This is a genomic window from Shewanella sp. 10N.7, from assembly GCF_020806285.1.
Taxonomy (GTDB): domain Bacteria; phylum Pseudomonadota; class Gammaproteobacteria; order Enterobacterales; family Shewanellaceae; genus Shewanella; species Shewanella electrodiphila.
The window spans coordinates 51,489-69,563 of the sequence record NZ_JAJGZS010000022.1 but is presented as its reverse complement, the minus strand read 5'-3'; the positions used below and the strand labels follow the sequence as shown (position 1 = coordinate 69,563).

Below are 18,075 nucleotides of genomic sequence, written 5' to 3'. Positions count from 1 at the left end.
ACTTTTTAGGGTAAGGGTGAGCAACACCTTTATGACAATCTACACAAGTCTTTCTGCTTAGAATAATAGTCGCCTTCTTGCTTTTTAATTCACAACAGCAAATTTCAGCCATAAAAAAACCTCGCCATAGCAAGGTTTTTTTAATTGATAGCTGCAAGGGTCATCACTCCCTATTCGCCACCTCTTATGTAGGTCTACTTACTTTTTAGGGTAAGGGTGAGCAACACCTTTATGACAATCTACACAAGTCTTTCTCTTATCGCCTTCTTGCTTGGCGTTGCGTTCGTGCATTCTTTTAGCCATTTTCTTCATTGTTTCAGGCTGATCTTCGTAGATACGAGTATGACAATGTTGGCAGTTAGCTGAGTCAGTTGCACGGAAATATTCAAGTGCAATATCTGCTTGCTCTTTACGGTTTTCATCTAACCATGCTTGCGTGTTGAAATCTTTGATAGTCACAAAACCATATAGATCTTTCGATACGATGATTTTCTTAACCAAGTAATCAACTGGGCCATGTGGAAGGTGACAATCTTGACATTGCACAGTTACACCTGCGCTTCCACCACCATGAGCTGAAGCAAGTACTTCATCTTTTAGTGAGTGGTTACTGTGACAAGTCATACAGAAAGCATCTGTACTTGTCGCATGTAAGGTTTGCTGTGTAGCGAAGTAGCCTACTACACCCATAATCACACCGACTACAATCAGTGCGATAATTGAATATTTTGCGCTTGGTTTGAAAAGTGCACGCCAGTTCATCGGTCATCTCCAATAGAAAATTTATAATTTATAATTCTTAAACTCTAAAATATAATTTTTAAATTCTAAAAATAATATTTGTATTCTAGGTTGTTTTTGCCTTAAAAAAATGATTTAAAGGCATGTTTTAATTAATAAGTTGCTACATTATGTTCAAAATGAGACCTAGATCGAAATAACCACAAAATTAGTGACCCAATCTAGCTTACTTAAACCTAATACAAGCTGGGCTTATTGGCAAAGTTTCTTTAACAATATCTAGAAAGTTCATAAAACTGACACCATCAATGAAACTAATGAACTATCATTAACTTAAACAATCTATCTTATTTAATTATCTATTTTGTGACCCGTTTTATTGCTCGCTGAATGTTAACAAGCTATATTCGCCAAGTTAATGAGTAAAATTCTTTTACTGTTATTACGATTTTTAATAATTAGGATCTACAGGCTATAAATGAGCGTTAAACTGTCTCACCACATCATTATTTTCTTCGCTTTGTTCGCATTACTCGGACAAGGCTTAGTCACTAATGGCTATGCGATGGTGGCAATGCCTATGACTCATATAGTTGATAAAGAACCAACGAGTGATGCAGCTACCGAGGATGTGGAAAGCGCTACGATGGACTGCCACCAGCAGGTATCGACCAACATCCCCTCAATAATAGACAGTAACAAGCAAAGCAAACATTGTTGCGACTCTATAACTGATATAGCACAGACCGAACCATCTTCATGTTGTGATTCAGTGGCAGGTTGCAGTCTTGATTGCAGTCATTGTATGAAAATTTCGATGACCGGTCACATGCAGAATGTCGATATCATCATTGCTAAATCACTGAATATAAAAGCAGAAGCAACTAAATTACCGCATTTTTTTTACCATCAAACCTTGCCAGCATTTAAACCTCCTATTGCCTAAACTGCATTAAACCCGCCATCCATTACTGTTTACATCACCAAAACGTGATTTCATATGGCGCATTTTTACAAACGATCACTTTACCGGTTTTACTTTTACGATGACCTAATTCACTGCTAAATGTGGATTGTTGTTCGTCATTCGTTACTTGAGGTTTTTATGAAACACATTATCAGTCTTTTTATTGCAATGACGTTGGGGGCTGTACTTGCTATTAGCACCGCTAACGCAGCTACTGATACCCGAGATAATCATCAACATGCTGATCACTCAATTGATCCGCATCCAATGTATTCATGCCCAATGCATCCAGAAGAAACCAGCCATGAAAAAGGCCGTTGCTCACTGTGTAATATGTTTCTGGTCAAAAATGAGCAATCTGCAATCGATGAATTAGTGACAAATAACCCCACTTACTATTGCCCAATGCACCCTGAAGAAACCAGCCATGAAAAAGGTCGTTGCCCGCAATGTAATATGTTCTTAGTCAAGGAAGAAGAGGAAGAGTCCACTTCAGTTGAACATGCGGCTCATAGCCATACTCATGCTGTGACTCTGCCTGATAAGTCAGCAAGTCAATCTAAAGCTGAGCAGGTACTTAGTCAGCCTAAACCGGCATTACTCACCACTACACAAGCGAATGATGAAGGTAATATCAAATACGTTTGCCCAATGCACCCTCACGTGATTTCTGATGAACAAGGCACCTGCCCTATTTGCGGAATGAATCTAGAAAAAGTCACTATGGGCGGCGTAGGCGAAGAAGTCGTGGTTGGCGTATCCGGAGGTATGCAACAAGCACTTGGGATGCGTAGTGAGCAAGTCAGCGAAGGCACATTATGGAAACTCGTTAAAACCATTGGCACCGTCGAATACAACGAAAACACCATTGGCCATGCGCATACCCGTGTCAGTGGTTGGTTAGAAACTCTCATGATCCATAATGTTGGTCAGAGGGTTAAAAAAGGCCAGCTGCTATATGAACTGTATTCCCCTGAGTTAATCAACGCTCAAGATGATTATATGCAAGCCAAAGATTATCTCATGCAAGACCCTGAACGCGGTGCTGGGCTGCTTAAAAAAGCTCGATTACGCCTTGAACTACTTGGGGTGAGTTCCACAACTATTAAACAACTGGAAAACACTGGCGAGACCATTTATCGCGTTCCATATTATGCCGACCAAGATGGCTTTATCAGTCAACTGAGTGTTCGTCATGGTATGTATGTTGAACCCGGAACAACCTTATTTGAAATCGTCGACTTACGAAGTGTTTGGGTTATTGCTGATGTGTTTGAAAATGAGCAAAGCTGGTTAGAGCAAGGTCGCCCAGTTGAAGTAACGTCTTCAGCCCAAGGTTTGTTCGATCTTGAGTCCACAATCGATTATATCTACCCAGAACTTGATCCCGTCTCTCGTGCGATGCGAGTGCGCATCAAACTCGAAAATCCAGGTAAAAGCTTAAAACCAGGCAGCTTAGTTGATGTGAAATTATTTGGCGGCCCAAAGCGCGGCGTATTATCCATTCCTACTGAAGCATTAATTCAAACAGGCCGAGAGAACCGTGTTGTAGTCCAACGTGATGATAATAGCTTTGCTTCAGTAGCCGTTAAAGTCGGTATGATTGCTCAAGGTAAAGCAGAGATTATCGAAGGTCTGCAAGCGGGTGAAAAGGTCATCGTATCCGGCCAATTCTTATTAGATTCTGAAGCCAGTATTCAAGGTAGCTTGCAACGATTAAGTGGCAGTAATACTGAACCCGCAGCTGATCCTCATGCGCATCATTAATCGGAGGCCGACATGTTAGAAAAAATAATCAGCGCCTCAATTAGGCAAAGAGCTATGGTGTTAGTGCTTACTGCCGTGATTGCCTTAATTGGTTATCAGGCAATGCGCATGACGCCACTTGATGCACTACCAGATTTATCTGATGTGCAAGTGATTGTAAAAACCTCATACCCAGGCCAAGCACCACAATTAGTTGAAGACCAAATAACCTATCCGTTATCAACCGCCATGCTCGCCGTACCTGGTGCTAAAACCGTTCGTGGTTTTTCTATGTTTGGCGACTCTTACGTCTACATTATTTTTGAAGACGGCACCGATATTTATTGGGCTCGCTCCCGAGTCTTAGAATATTTATCCCAAACCCAAGGACAGCTACCCGACAATGTCACTCCCACTCTGGGACCTGACGCATCTGGAGTTGGTTGGGTATTTCAGTACGCGTTAGTTGATCGCAAAGGCCAACATGATTTAGCGCAATTGCGTTCACTGCAAGATTGGTTTTTAAAGCTTGAGTTACAAAGTGTTAGCGGCGTGTCAGAAGTCGCGACTATTGGCGGCATGGAGCAGTCATACCAAATCATTGTTGACCCGCATAAGTTGGCTTTGTATCAAATTGATTTAATGACTGTAAAAAATGCCTTAGACAATTCTAACAGTTCAACAGGTGGCTCAGTCATTGAAATGGCAGAAGCCGAGTACATGATCACTTCAACAGGTTATCGGCAAACACTGGCTGACTTTAGGGAAATACCATTAGGCATAGTGTCTGAATCTGGCACGCCGGTATTGATGAAAGATGTGGCGCAACTACGCACAGGGCCTGCCGCCCGACGCGGAATCGCCGAACTAGATGGTAAAGGTGAAGTGGTTGGCGGCATTGTGGTGATGCGTTACGGTGAAAATGCCCTCGCCACCATCAACAATGTCAAAGATAAGCTTAAAGAAATCGAAAACGGCCTGCCTGATGGGGTGGAGTTAGTGATCACTTACGATCGCTCTGAGCTTATTCTTAACTCAGTGGACAATCTTAAACATAAAGTGCTCGAAGAAATGATGGTCGTAGGCATTATCTGCCTGATTTTCTTGCTTCATGCCCGCTCAACCTTAGTAGCGATTATCTCGTTGCCAATCTCGATATTAATCAGTTTTATCGTGATGAATATTATCGGGGTAAATGCCAACATCATGAGTTTAGGTGGTATAGCCATTGCCATAGGAGCAGTGGTGGATGCCGCCATTGTGATGGTCGAAAATGTGCATAAGCATTTAGAACAATATCGAGAAAAACATAATGGTCAAACTCCTACGGGTGACACCCATTGGGAGTTAGTACGAAAAGCTTCGGTTGAAGTCGGCCCAGCACTATTTTTCAGTCTGTTGATTATCACCTTAAGCTTTGTGCCCGTGTTTGCCCTAGAAGCTCAAGAAGGCCGATTATTCCACCCTTTGGCATTTACTAAAACCTTTGCCATGGCTGCCAGTGCGATATTAGCTATTACCTTGATCCCGGTGTTAATGGGCTATTTCGTTCGCGGTAAAATCCCTGATGAGAAGAAAAACCCTCTCAGCAGACTATTGATTGCCATTTACGAGCCTATGCTGCGTTTAGTGCTTAAATTTCCAAAGTTCACCATCTTATTAGCCATCATTGCCCTTGGCAGTGCGGTGTATCCAATGACAAAAATGGGCAGCGAGTTTATGCCTGAACTTGAAGAAGGTGATTTGCTTTATATGCCAACGACTCTACCAAGCGTAAGTGCTGGTAAAGCCGCTGAAATTTTGCAGCAAACTGACCGACTCATTAAAACTGTACCCGAGGTAAAGCGGGTATTTGGTAAGGTTGGCCGAGCGATGACTGCCACCGATCCTGCGCCATTAACCATGCTAGAAACCACCATCATGCTTAACCCACGTGAAACGTGGCGCGAAGGCATGACACTTGAGGGGATCATTGCTGAGCTTCAAAAGACGGTTAAAGTACCCGGAATGACCAATGCTTGGGTTCAACCGATAAAAACTCGCATTGATATGCTCTCAACAGGAGTACGAACCCCTGTCGGAATTAAGATTTCCGGCGCAGATATTGATGAACTTCAGCGTATTGGCACTGAAATAGAAGCCGTTGTCAGTCAACTACCTGGTACGCAATCGGCATTTGCTCAGCGAACAAGTGGTGGCCGCTATATTGATATTGAGCCAGATCTTAAAAATGCTGCTCGTTACGGAATGACCCTCAAAGACATTCAAGATGTGGTGCAAATGGCCATTGGCGGTATGCAAGTGGGTCAATCTATTCAAGGGCAAGAACGTTACCCAATCAATATTCGCTACCCCCGCGAACTGCGTGACAGTATCGAAAAGCTGCAAGACTTACCTGTCATGACCAAAACAGGTAAATACTTACCATTAGGCAACTTAGCAACCATTTCTATTAGCGACGGTGCGCCCATGCTTGCCAGTGAAAATGGTAGATTAATCAGTTGGGTATTTGTCGATTTGGACAACATATCCATTGGTGAGTATATTGCTACAGCCAAACAAGCGCTTAATGAACAAGTTCAGCTTCCACCTAGATATAGCTACACTTTTGCAGGCCAATATGAGTATATGCAACGCGTGGAAGCAAAAATGGAGTTGGTTATTCCGTTAATGCTTGCGGTGATTTTCATGCTGCTAATGATGACTTTTGGCTCATTTACCCAGGCCTCAGTGATCATGTTGAGCCTGCCATTTTCGCTTGTTGGCAGTGCATGGTTATTGTACTTGTTGGATTTCAATTTCTCGGTAGCAGTTTCTGTCGGGATGATTGCACTTGCAGGGGTCGCGGCTGAATTTGGTGTGGTGATGCAGGTATATTTGAATAACAGCATTAAAGACAGACAAGCCAAAGGGCAATACAAGCAGCGCAGTGATTTAAGCGAGGCGTTAATCCACGGCGCCGTGATGCGTATTCGCCCTAAAGCCATGACCGTTGCCACCATTTTCTTTGGATTACTGCCAATTATGTGGGGCAGTGGTACAGGTAATGAAGTAATGCAGAAAATTGCCGCGCCTATGGTCGGTGGCATGGTCACCGCCCCATTACTGTCATTGTTTGTTATTCCAGCCATTTATTTACTGATATATGGCAGGAAACTACCAAGATCATCTGATTAAATAACACCATCAAAAAAGGCGCTCTCAGCGCCTTTTAAATTTTATAAACACAACATTGATTTTATAGATCTTCACTCATGATCTGTTGTTTAAGTTTGGCTAATTGCATCATTTTTACCATTCCCCACATCATGGTCACACCGCCAATCGCCACCATGACATACTGCACATTCGTATTATCTAACATCGGCAGCGTTGCAATGTTAAAGCCTGCAAAAATGCCATACAAGCCCGCAGCCATTAGCAAGGTTCCAGGGAAATCAATCACTGCTACCATGGTCATTTTCTTTTGAATATCTGCTAATTTTTGCTCTTTGGTCTGCGACATGTTTCTTCCTTGAACTGAGTTGATAAAACTAAAAATTTTGTCTGATTCACTAAGCTAACAAACCCATGACCTTGGCGAAAGTATAATTTAGCAATCAGGTAGACTCAGTTTAATGATTGAAAATGTGCCTCCTTGAGGATCATCAATCACCGCAAACCGACCCACATCAGGTATATCTGTCGGCGGCACGCAAATTTTACCGCCCAATTCATCCGCTTTAGCTGCCATTGCATCGCAATCTTCAACGCTAAAATACAACATCCAGTGAGGTGGCATATCGCCAAACTCTTCGGTCATTTCCATCATGCCACCAATAGCCTGCTGAGCCACCATCCATTGGGTATACTCAGCAACACCCACTTCCGACATGTCCACCGTTTCAGTGTCAAAGCCCAAAACTTGGCAGTAAAAGTTTTTAGATAAGCCTGCATTGCGGCACATGTACTCAACCCAGCAAAGTGTATTAGGTTCAAAAGAACGTTTAATTCCTACATGTTCAATGGCTTGCCAAATAGAAAAACGCGCCCCTTCTGGATCATGGCACACGGCCATGCGGCCTGAATCTCCCACTTCATGAGGGCCTGCAATAATTTCGCCACCAGCATGTTTAATCAATTTCACTGTTTCGTCGACATTATCGACTGCAAAATACAGCTCCCAATGTGTCGGCTGTGATGCCATTTCTTTTGGCATTTGATACATAGCACCAATATCATCACCCTCTATCTGCAGCATAGTGTAATGACCTTCTGGCATAGGCATATCATCGGCGTGCCATTGAAAAAGGTTTTGGTAAAAGCTTTTGGCAGAAAACCAGTCATGACTTGCAAGCTCTACCCAACAAGGCTGACCTTGAGCGTATTTAGACACTTTCATACATACTTGTCCTTGTAATAGTTAGCAATGAATAACGTGAACATGACTTAACAGTTAAGACGTTTTTTCAGCCGCTGTCGAGGTGAATCTTGATAAATACAACTCTTTACTGGCATAAAAAAGCGCCCTTATCTAAGGACGCTTTTGGAACGTTTGAGACTCACTAATTCAATCGTTAAGTACTTATCTTTATGTTAAGAACTTACCTTTATATAGACCAGATATAGTAAATCTGAGACTTCATTCGAATAATAATGCCGCGTATCACATCTAAAAAGCTCATAAACTCAGCAGGTTTAGTCCCTGATACCCAAGCTAATCCAACTGAACCTACTGGGATATCATACTCTGCAGACTCTTGTAGTTTTAAGCGCACAAAGTGATGCTTATTATTGATGTTTTGCCCTGTGGTCTGTCTGACATTGTCATCACGTGCTAATAAGCTGCCTTGCGCCTCTCCTGTTGCCTCAATAATCCCTTCAACTTCAGCGTTGAAAATTTTACTTGGGTACACCGCTGATGCAAACTCCGCCATTTGGCCAACCTCAACGTTACGTATCGCTTGGTGATTGACTCGCATCAGTACATACTTTTCATCGGTATACATCTGAATTCTCGGCGCAACACCAACATATTGGCCTTCTCGCATAATGAAGTTAGTCACATAACCATTAGCAGGTGCATAAACCTTTGTATTATCAAGGTTCCATTGTGCTTGAGCCACATTTTCGATTTCACTTTCTAAATCCGACTGACGGCTATCAACCGTTAAGTGAGCTTTTTGAATATCGAGCTTGGCTTTTTGAACTTCAGTTTTCGATTTAGCAATTTGAGTGACATAGGCATCGACTTTGGCTTGAGCTAAATCAACAGCTGTTTGCTGCTCATCTAACTGACTTTCTGTAATCGTGTCAGGCACTATGCTATTTTGCTCAACGTAACGCGCCAGCGTTGTCTCTTTCCAAGTTAAATCTTTCTTAGCTGCATGCAATTGGTTTTTACTGATGGCTTCATCAGAATTTGCCGATTGCAGTTCTTTCTCTGCAATAAGGATATCTTCTTTCGCTAGTGACAATGCGACTGTCGCGGTTTGCTTACCCACAGAGGCTTTATTTAAAGCAATTTGGTAAGGCTCATCATCAAGCTCATATATCAACTGCCCAGCCACGACCCTTTCATTGGGTTCAACATAAATGCCTTTTACATTACCTTTAATTTGCGTTGACGCAGGACGTAACTGAATATGCGGTGATTGCACAACAGAGCCGCCTGTAATATCCATAGGTGCATAATTTAATAAACCGACCCACACGAACATTAACCAACCCGTGCCCCCTAAATATGCAAACGCTTTAGTGCCTTTATTCCACGGCATACCCACCATACGCAGAATATAAATAAACAATGCCCATACGGCTAAACCTTCAATCATGAGTTAACCTCTTCTTTTTGGGGAGTGGCTGATACTGGTTCGTCAGTATCCTTTTCACGCCATACATCTCTAATTTTTCTCAGTGCTTTACCAGTATCAATAAACGCAACCATCACAGCTAATACCCAAACCCAATGCCACAAAAAGCCTATCCAGGTGAGCGCAGTGATGAGCCCTATTTGTTGATGGTTTTCTTTATGCGCCTTATCGATTGGCAATTCATGTACCTTCCAAAAGCCATAACCTGCTGCGGCAACTACGCCGACTAAAACCACTAATGCAACGCCATGAAGTGCAGCATCAACACCTGAATCGACGAATGGCATACTGAATAAACTCATATTGATCTCACTTCTGTAAACTTAGATGTGGCTAGTTTGCCCCTACCGCTTCAAATCACAACATTAAGTACCCATTTGTATCAATAAATGTTATTTTTTGAGTTAATCTGACACCTTCATGTCATTAACCTGAACCTTTACTACAGAGAAATTGCCATGGCTTTTAATGTCTCTTTTATCCGCGTTTGCTGTGTGCTTCCTGTACTGCAAGGGGTTGAAGATCGCTATAACATCACCCATAAGGATCTTTCGATCCCTGATAGTTTGATGTTAGAGCCCATGACATTGATCCCTTTCTCGGAGGTGGCCATGTGGTTAACAAAAATTGAGTTGTTAACAGGTGACAGTGACTACATGCTTAACATTCAAGAATATTTAGATATCGGCAGATTTAACCTGCCTAATAATTGGTTTCTCGCCACACCTGATTTAGCCATCACCTTTAGACGGGTTAACTATGCTATGGCTTGTTTTCATTCAGGGGCTAGTTATTACGGAGCTCAGTCAAACAAAATCATTAAGTGGTGTTATCGCAATGATTACGTCAACTCAAAAGCAAAATCTCATGACTCGTTGAGAGTCGCACTGACCTTACTAAACACTTGTCGGTATTTTCTCGGAGCAGATTTTCAGCCCAAAAAAGTCATGCTTAGCGGCCCTTTAATTGGCCAACTGGGGGTTGAACAAGCTTTTGGCTGTAAAGTGACATGGAATGCCCCGCTTACAGAAATGTGGTTGGACATAGACTCTTTAATAAGCTCTGAACAAGATTTTTTATCTTCTCAGTCAACGCTGCAGCAAATTAAAAAAAATAACAGCAACAGCATCTCACTCAATCAGCTTGACTCTTATTTAAATATGCCACAAACCCATGACACACCTAAGGTGCTGTATGAGTTAGTCAATTACATTCGCTTTTATGGTTTACCTACAGTGGACTCATTGGCAGATTTGTGCGGTTTTTCACGTCAACAACTGCAAAGGCGTCTGCAGCAAAACGGATTCAGTTTTACGGAGTTAATGCGCTATATTCTCGGTAATTTGGCGATCAACTATATGCTAGAAGGAAGAAGCGTGAGTGAGGTTTCGGCCTTGCTAGGCTACGCGAATGTACGCAGTTTCAGTAAAAGTTTTCAGCGTCTTCATCGTCAAACACCGACTCAATATATTGAAAAGCTGCATCAAAAAAGCCCTCATAAGAGGGCTTAATATCAAACTGTAGCAATCAACATTTCATTATTGATACACAGGCAGTAAATCAGCCATTGCTAACAAGTGGCAAGCACCAGTGACGATACCAAACAGCATCACCACAGCAAGCAATGGTGTGCCGCCTGGCACGCGATAACTCGTTTCGTCAGCAAACATTTTACGAGATTGATATGCCATCATCGCAGGTACAATCGCGGTCCAAATAGTGGCAGCTAAAGCCGCAAAACCTATCGCCATTAAGAAACCATTCGGGAATAATAAGCCTAAAACAGTTGGAGGAATAAACGTCACCACGGCGGTTTTTAAACGGCCATTGCTTGACTCATCAAAACCAAATAAATCGGCTAAGTAATCAAACAATCCGAGTGTGACACCTAAGAAAGACGATGCTACGGCAAGGTTAGCAAATAAAGTCAGCATGGTATTAAGCCATGAGCTAGACATGACTTCAGATAATGCACCAACTAATACGCCCATATTGCCGCCTTGGGCAATAATGTCACTGAAACTGCTACGAGAAATATTGCCCATCGTGGCTGCTAACCAACAGCTATAAATCACTAACGCAATAAAAGTACCGATGAATATCGCTTTGATAATCACCTTTGGCTGTTTGCCGTAGTACTTCACTAGGCTAGGCACGTTACCGTGATAACCAAAACTTGCCAAACCAAAAGGCAGCGCCGCTAAAATATAAGGCGCATAGCTTGCTTCGCCATCTGGTACTAATAATTTTACGCTATCGACATCAATGAGTAGATTGCCCACCGCTAAAAAGAAGGTAATGATCATACCGCCAATCATCACAGTCGTGATACGGTCAACGGCTTTAGTACTTATCACCACCACAGCTGCTAGCAAGGCCGCAAACACTAATCCTGCGAGGCTTTGCGGCAAGTTAATCCCCATACCCGACAAAGTATGGTTCACAATCGAACCACCGCCACTGATGTAAGCATAGGTAAGGATATATAGCACGAAGGCTATTGATAGGCCGTTCACGATACGCCAAAACTGACCTAAAGTGACTTTGGTTAGAGTGTCAAAGCTGTCACCTGGTTTAAAGTGTAAGTTGGTTTCTAACAGCAATAAGCCTGAAACTAACATACAGAACCAAATGCCGATGAGCATGACTATCGAATAGCCAAACCACATACCAGCACTCACAACAGGAAGAGAAAACATACCGGCACCAACAGTGGTACCAGCAATGATCATTGCGCCGCCTAACAAAGATTTATTTTTCGGCTGCGTTTGTGTTGAACTCATAAAGTTAGTCGTTACCCATGTTCCACAGTCACACTATCGACTATGGTTTTACGAACAGATAATCGCAACATGCCATTGGCATGGTCACGAATTCGGATGACAGCAAATTGATTGTCACTACCCGACAAGTGCCCTAATTCTTTTAATTTTACACTCAAATTATTGTAGAGTTTTTTATCATAAAACTCTGGCGCAGTAATTCCGTGTAAAGCACCTAAACGCTGAGCTAGCATATGGCTCGCGCTTTCGAGATCTGAACGTTCAATATCCGGCTTGTAAGCCAATAAATTAAAGATAATCGCGTAACGTTGTAATGTCTCACTGACAGTTTCGGACAATAGCATTAACTGGGTAATATTACCTTGATTGACTTCAAACTCGTCAGTACCTGAAATCAATTGCTGCTCAACAAACAAGTCTAAAACATGATCGACATATGCGGTTAAATCCTCGATACCCATAAACAATTCAGCTTTAAGTAATGGGTAAAAGTCATTGACGATTTTATGAATATTTTCACGATTATGTTCTTCATATTGCACTAAGCAACTGGCAATTAATGAAGGCACTGCCATCAAGTGAATAATGTTATTGCGATAATAACTCATCGCAATCACCGCATGCTCTTCAATCGCAATAATCTCACCTAATTGATCACTAGTTGAAGTAAACTTTTTCAGCGATAAACATTGCTCAATCAACTCACTTGGCGTCCCTTCGGCAACCGAGGTATAGCCGGTGTACGGCACATCTTTCAATAACTTCAGGTATAAGCCTAACTGGCTTTCAAGCTCACTGCGCTCTAACGCATTTTGCTCTGCAGCCAACAGCACCATACTGGTTAACGTGACTGAACTCGCCGCCGCAGCACTGTTGATATTGGTCATCACTTTATTGGCAAGTGTGTTAACCGCAGGCGTTAACCAAGTCGGTTTTTGCTCAGGATCTTGAGCAATTTCTTCACGCCAGTCTGGCGCTTGTTGGTTCAAGAATTGTTGTACGTTAATGGGTTCGCCAAAATTGACATAACCTTGACCAAAATTACCTAATTTACGTAATGCACCAAATACCTGCCACACCGATTCTTTTTGCTTCTTCTTACCGCTTAACTCTTTATGGTAAGTCGACACTTCCATCACGTGATCGTAACCCAAATACACAGGCACCAATGTCACAGGACGCTCAATGCCACGCAAAACACTGTTCACAGTCATCGCTAGCATGCCCGTTTTTGGCGCTAGTAAACGACCTGTACGTGAGCGACCACCTTCAGTGAAGTACTCAACTGAATAACCTTTGGCAAATAATTGATCTAAATATTCTCTGAATACGGCGGTATATAATTTATTACCGTTAAAACTACGACGAATAAAGAACGCACCACCACGACGGAACATTGGCCCCGCAGGCCAAAAGTTCAAGTTAATTCCGGCAGCAATGTGCGGTGGTACCATGCCTTGATAATAAAGGATGTAAGACAGTAATAAGTAATCCATATGGCTACGATGACATGGCACATAGACAATTTCATGGCCGTCATGGTGTAGCTTTCTGACTTTTTCGGCACTTTTAATACTGATACCACTGTATAACTTGTTCCATAACCAAGTTAAAAAGCGCTCAGCAATGCGGATCAAGTTATCAGAATAATCAGCGGCAATTTCATCGAGGTACTCAATGGCTTTTTCGCGCGCTTTTTCTTCAGATATCTTTTTGTTCGCCGCTTCTTCTTGAATCGCTTTAGTAATAGATTCTGACTTAAGTAACGAGTTGAACATCGCCTGACGGTTTGGCAGTTGCGGTCCTGTCATCACTTTACGTTGACGTCTGAAATGGACTCGTGCAACGCGGATGAGTTTATGGGCAATACTGACATCCGTACCATGCTCATCAGCCATGTAACGTAATGACATTGCATTAGAGAATTGAATAAAGTTATGGCGACCTAAAAACAGGATCATTAACCACTTACGCAGCCAAGTCGGGTTTTCGCGTTCAAACACTGCAGCGGTCATGGTGTCATCTTCTTTACCAGGAATACGTCCCCAATAAAGACTAACAGGCACCAACTGAATATCTAACTCTTTATTCTTTTGATGTAATTCGAGTAGTTTGGTGAAATTGGCGACAAATTTTTCACCACTGTGACGCTTGCCAAACAGCGGCTTACGTCCTTCAACACAGACAATTCTTGGGGTATTTAAACCATCAACATCCAGTCTTTCATAAGGACTTGGTAAGCCAAACTTAGCCGACATTTCATGCAAAGCAGCAATGTCACTCAGCGACTCTGTCTTCATGACATAGACCACTGGCTTTTCTGGATCTAGATTTAAGTCAGCGAACGGATCTTCAGGCACAACAACACTGTGTACCATTAATTTCTGAATCCAACGCAACGATTTAGCAATGATAGAATCTGGTTTTAGCATGAGTATTCGCATTATCTACAACGATTTATTGCGCATAGGATACCAGAATCTAGATGGGATTCACTAACCTGCTTATCTGTATTTAACAATTGAGCGGCAATATGAAGGCCGTTAGCTGAAAATAATTAAGCAATTCCAACGCTGATTTATGCTGGACGAAATGCATCAACAGTACTGTATAAATATACTGTATCGACCTGAAACCTCTCTGTTAAGTACTAATATTAAAATTAGTACCAATAAAAATCACACATACCCTAAAACAATCAAGACATTGATTTATATAAACTAAAACCCAATACCACATAATAAAAACAACAATAAACCAGCAGATACCATAAATTTCATTGGTTAATACTTGCGCGACCAAAGATACTGTATATAATGACAGTCACTGTATAAAAAAACAGGAATCAATATGAGACCTTTAACGCCACGACAAGCTGAAATTCTAGAACTAATTAAATGTAATATTGCTGAGACAGGTATGCCACCGACTCGTGCAGAAATTGCCACTAGATTAGGCTTTAAAAGTGCTAACGCTGCCGAAGAACATTTAAAGGCGCTGGCGAAGAAAGGCTGTATCGAAATTATTCCTGGCACTTCACGCGGAATCCGCATGATTCAGGAAGAAGAGGAAGTTGAAGAAGGCCTCCCTCTTATCGGACAAGTTGCAGCAGGTGAACCTATTCTTGCGCTGGAACATGTTGAACAATACTTCCAAGTTGATCCTGAAATGTTCAAACCAAATGCTAATTTCTTACTACGAGTTCGTGGCGACAGTATGAAAGACATTGGCATTATTGAAGGTGACCTATTAGCTGTTCACAAAATGCAGCAAGCTAAAAATGGTCAAGTGGTCGTCGCTCGTGTAGATGATGACGTCACAGTTAAACGTTTTGAAAAGAAAGGCAACGTTGTTTATCTGCACGCAGAAAATGAACAATATTCGCCGATTAAAGTAGATTTAACATGCCAGAGCCTGACAATTGAAGGGCTTGCAGTTGGCGTTATCCGAAATGGAGGTTGGTTATGAACACATTATTAGGTAATGCACCACGTCATCCAGGCTTATGGGTCGATATGACATCAACAACTGCGCCAGTTAAACAAGGCATTGAAACTAAGCAAAGTGCCAACCAAGGCTTAACTGAGTTAACCCAGTTGTGCAGCCATTTGGCCATTTTAAGTCAGCAAGGTCGTTGGATTGTACTGATTAATCCTCCGCATATTGGCTATAAACAAATATTGGCTAACGCTAACGTTCGCATGGATCGTGTTTTACTTGTTCACACTAAAGATGAAGTAGAAACGCTTTGGGCGATGGAAAAAGCACTAACAAGTGGTACTTCCAGTGCCGTTATTACTTGGACTACACCACTAGATGCGCGTGATAATCGACGTATTCAATTGGTTGCTAAAAGCGCATTAGCACAAGGTGTCATCATTGAAGATGTAAATACTCACTTACATGATGAACATATGGGTGCCAATACTTCTGTAACACCAACAAGCTTAAATTTATCTGCTTTTCACTAAACAAATCTCTCTTTAAAAAGCCCTTCATTTATGTGAAGGGCTTTTTTTTGCGCCTTTTTTCAGCAAATTAGATGATAAAGTGATCTTGATCAATATTTAATCTCCAAGTAATGTAGTTAACAAGAGAGTAACAATTTGCTGTCACTCTTGAGTTTATAAAATGATAAAAAGCTACAAAACGCTGTAAAGATTGTGCTGGTACCATGCGGTATAGAAAGCCTTGAATAAAAAGCGTCAATTTAAGAATTGAAAAGTTCAGTATTAGGTACAAGTGTGGCCACCATAAACCAATAGAATAATCGAGTATTGATACTCGCAGCCACCGTGTACTTTGAAGTGATCAAACTTTTTCGGGAATAGAGAAGTTTGCATAGAGCAGAGTATTACTGTGTGACTTTTCCTTGTTGTTATTGCAAATCGCAATTGGCAGAGGAGTGGTCTTGTGAAGCGATTGTTGTATGGATTAATGGTGCTGCTATTTGCAGTACCGCTTGCGGCGGCTGATATGCCGCTTAACATGACGCAAGGCGTAACAGAAATCAGTGGCAAGGTTTATGACCTCCACATGATTATTCTATATATCTGTTGTGCTATAGGTGTTGTGGTCTTTGGGATCATGATTTACTCAATGATCTACCACAGAAAATCAAAAGGCGCAGTGCCGGCTGATTTTCATGACAGTACCAAGGTTGAAATAGCATGGACAATCGTGCCATTTATCATCCTTATTGGTATGGCAATTCCTGCCACTAAAACTCTGATTGCTATGGAAGATCCTAGCGATGCAGATTTAACCATTAAAGTGACTGGCTCTCAGTGGAAATGGCATTACAGCTATTTCAACGAAGATGTCGAGTTTTTTAGTTTACTCTCAACGCCAGCAGAGCAAATCCAAGGCTCTGCGGAAAAGACTGAAACTTACTTATTAGAAGTCGATAAACCTCTCGTATTACCTATTAATCGTAAAGTTCGATTCTTGATGACCAGTGATGATGTTATTCACTCATGGTGGGTACCTGCATTTGCGGTTAAAAAAGATGCCAACCCTGGCTTCATTAATGAAGCATGGACAAAAATCGATAAAATCGGCACCTACCGTGGCCAATGTGCTGAGTTGTGCGGTAAAGATCACGGCTTTATGCCAATCGTGGTTGAAGCCGTTTCCGAAGCTGATTATGAGCAATGGCTGCTTGACCAAAAGCAGCTAGCCGTAGATGCCAAAGCTGCAGCTGAAGCTTCACTTTCACAAACACTCACATATGACGAGTTAATGGCTCAAGGTGAGCAAGTCTATATGGGCGTTTGCGCCGCATGTCACCAACCAAACGGTGCAGGTCTTCCTGGTGTATTCCCATCTCTGATTGGTAGTCCACTGATTAAAGGCCCGGTAAGTCATCATGTTGATATCGTGGTTAATGGTAAAGCAGGCACTGCAATGCAAGCATTTGCTAAACAGCTTACTGCTACAGAAATCGCAGCTGTTGTAACTTACGAGCGAAATGCTTGGGGTAATAACTCAGGTGATGTTGTACAAGCAGCTGATATTAATGGCGGCGGTTCAACAACTGAATCTGGCCCTGCAAGTGACATTGCAACGCCTGTGACCTTACCAGCGACCGCTGACCAAGTAGAACAAGCTGCAACTGAAGCTGTGACCGAAGTGATAGAAGAAGCAAAAGCAGAAGTCGTACTTGATGATTTAACCATGGAAGAACTGATGACCATGGGTGAGCAAGTCTATATGACCAATTGCGCCGCATGTCACCAAGCCGCTGGCACAGGTTTACCTGGTGCTTTCCCTTCATTAATCGGCAGCCCAGCGATTACAGGGCCTGTTGACGGCCATATTGAAGTTGTCGTCAATGGCAAAGCTGGTACAGCAATGCAGGCATTTGGCTCTCTACTCACACCGCAACAACTCGCAGCAGTTATTACCTATGAGCGAAACGCTTGGGGTAATGATTCTGGAGATGCTGTACAGGCTTCTGACGTTGATGGTCATGGAAAGTAAGGGA

General features: G+C 42.2%; 14 protein-coding genes. 7 read left to right on the top strand and 7 right to left on the bottom strand.

Features of this window, described 5'->3' with window-relative positions:
- Positions 1–198: 198 nt before the first annotated feature.
- On the bottom strand, positions 199–762 hold the full coding sequence (locus LMH66_RS14495) for a NapC/NirT family cytochrome c (protein ID WP_229370837.1): 564 nt from the start codon (positions 760–762) through the stop codon (positions 199–201).
- A 457-nt stretch (positions 763–1,219) separates the two neighbouring features.
- Between LMH66_RS14495 and LMH66_RS14490 the strand changes: the two genes are divergently transcribed.
- The 3 genes from LMH66_RS14490 to LMH66_RS14480 all read left to right on the top strand — a co-directional run bounded on the left by LMH66_RS14490 (position 1,220) and on the right by LMH66_RS14480 (position 6,631).
- Positions 1,220–1,687: a hypothetical protein gene (locus LMH66_RS14490; RefSeq protein ID WP_229370835.1), complete on the top strand. Its 468-nt coding sequence runs from the start codon at positions 1,220–1,222 to the stop codon at positions 1,685–1,687.
- A 159-nt stretch (positions 1,688–1,846) separates the two neighbouring features.
- The gene (locus tag LMH66_RS14485) at positions 1,847–3,475 is read left to right on the top strand and encodes an efflux RND transporter periplasmic adaptor subunit (RefSeq protein ID WP_229370833.1); all 1,629 of its coding nucleotides are present in this window, start codon (positions 1,847–1,849) and stop codon (positions 3,473–3,475) included.
- Positions 3,476–3,487: 12 nt separating this feature from the next.
- Positions 3,488–6,631: an efflux RND transporter permease subunit gene (locus tag LMH66_RS14480; protein WP_229370832.1), complete on the top strand. Its 3,144-nt coding sequence runs from the start codon at positions 3,488–3,490 to the stop codon at positions 6,629–6,631.
- Positions 6,632–6,692: 61 nt separating this feature from the next.
- On the opposite strand, the gene LMH66_RS14475 is transcribed toward LMH66_RS14480, so the two are convergent.
- The 4 genes from LMH66_RS14475 to LMH66_RS14460 form a co-directional block, all read right to left on the bottom strand.
- Positions 6,693–6,959, bottom strand: a complete 267-nt coding sequence (locus LMH66_RS14475; RefSeq protein ID WP_229370830.1) for a CorA family divalent cation transporter — start codon at positions 6,957–6,959, stop codon at positions 6,693–6,695.
- Positions 6,960–7,046: 87 nt separating this feature from the next.
- On the bottom strand, positions 7,047–7,835 hold the full coding sequence (locus LMH66_RS14470; protein ID WP_229370828.1) for a VOC family protein: 789 nt from the start codon (positions 7,833–7,835) through the stop codon (positions 7,047–7,049).
- 208 nt (positions 7,836–8,043) lie between these two features.
- Positions 8,044–9,267, bottom strand: a complete 1,224-nt coding sequence (locus LMH66_RS14465) for an HlyD family secretion protein (RefSeq protein WP_102526728.1) — start codon at positions 9,265–9,267, stop codon at positions 8,044–8,046.
- The gene (locus LMH66_RS14460) at positions 9,264–9,608 is read right to left on the bottom strand and encodes an MFS transporter (protein WP_229370826.1); all 345 of its coding nucleotides are present in this window, start codon (positions 9,606–9,608) and stop codon (positions 9,264–9,266) included. Before LMH66_RS14460 ends, LMH66_RS14465 begins: the two co-directional genes overlap by 4 nt.
- A gap of 156 nt (positions 9,609–9,764) precedes the next feature.
- Between LMH66_RS14460 and LMH66_RS14455 the strand changes: the two genes are divergently transcribed.
- Complete coding sequence (locus LMH66_RS14455; RefSeq protein WP_229370824.1) at positions 9,765–10,817, top strand: AraC family transcriptional regulator; 1,053 nt, start codon at positions 9,765–9,767, stop codon at positions 10,815–10,817.
- A 27-nt stretch (positions 10,818–10,844) separates the two neighbouring features.
- Here LMH66_RS14455 and mtr read toward each other — a convergent pair whose 3' ends face one another.
- Both mtr and plsB read right to left on the bottom strand, forming a co-directional pair.
- Complete coding sequence (mtr, locus tag LMH66_RS14450; RefSeq protein ID WP_229370823.1) at positions 10,845–12,089, bottom strand: tryptophan permease; 1,245 nt, start codon at positions 12,087–12,089, stop codon at positions 10,845–10,847.
- Between the two features lie 11 nt (positions 12,090–12,100).
- On the bottom strand, positions 12,101–14,521 hold the full coding sequence (plsB, locus tag LMH66_RS14445) for a glycerol-3-phosphate 1-O-acyltransferase PlsB (protein ID WP_229370822.1): 2,421 nt from the start codon (positions 14,519–14,521) through the stop codon (positions 12,101–12,103).
- Positions 14,522–14,939: 418 nt separating this feature from the next.
- Here plsB and lexA point away from each other — a divergent pair, with 418 nt between their 5' ends.
- From lexA to coxB, 3 genes are all read left to right on the top strand, one after another.
- Positions 14,940–15,557 (top strand): transcriptional repressor LexA, encoded by a 618-nt coding sequence (gene lexA, locus LMH66_RS14440; protein ID WP_102526723.1) that lies wholly within the window; start codon positions 14,940–14,942, stop codon positions 15,555–15,557.
- Positions 15,554–16,060 carry a cell division inhibitor SulA gene (locus LMH66_RS14435; RefSeq protein ID WP_229370821.1) on the top strand — a complete coding sequence of 169 codons (507 nt, stop codon included), beginning with the start codon at positions 15,554–15,556 and terminating at the stop codon, positions 16,058–16,060. The genes lexA and LMH66_RS14435 overlap by 4 nt, the downstream gene beginning before the upstream one ends.
- 442 nt (positions 16,061–16,502) lie before the next feature.
- Positions 16,503–18,071, top strand: a complete 1,569-nt coding sequence (gene coxB, locus LMH66_RS14430) for a cytochrome c oxidase subunit II (RefSeq protein ID WP_229370820.1) — start codon at positions 16,503–16,505, stop codon at positions 18,069–18,071.
- Positions 18,072–18,075: the final 4 nt, after the last annotated feature.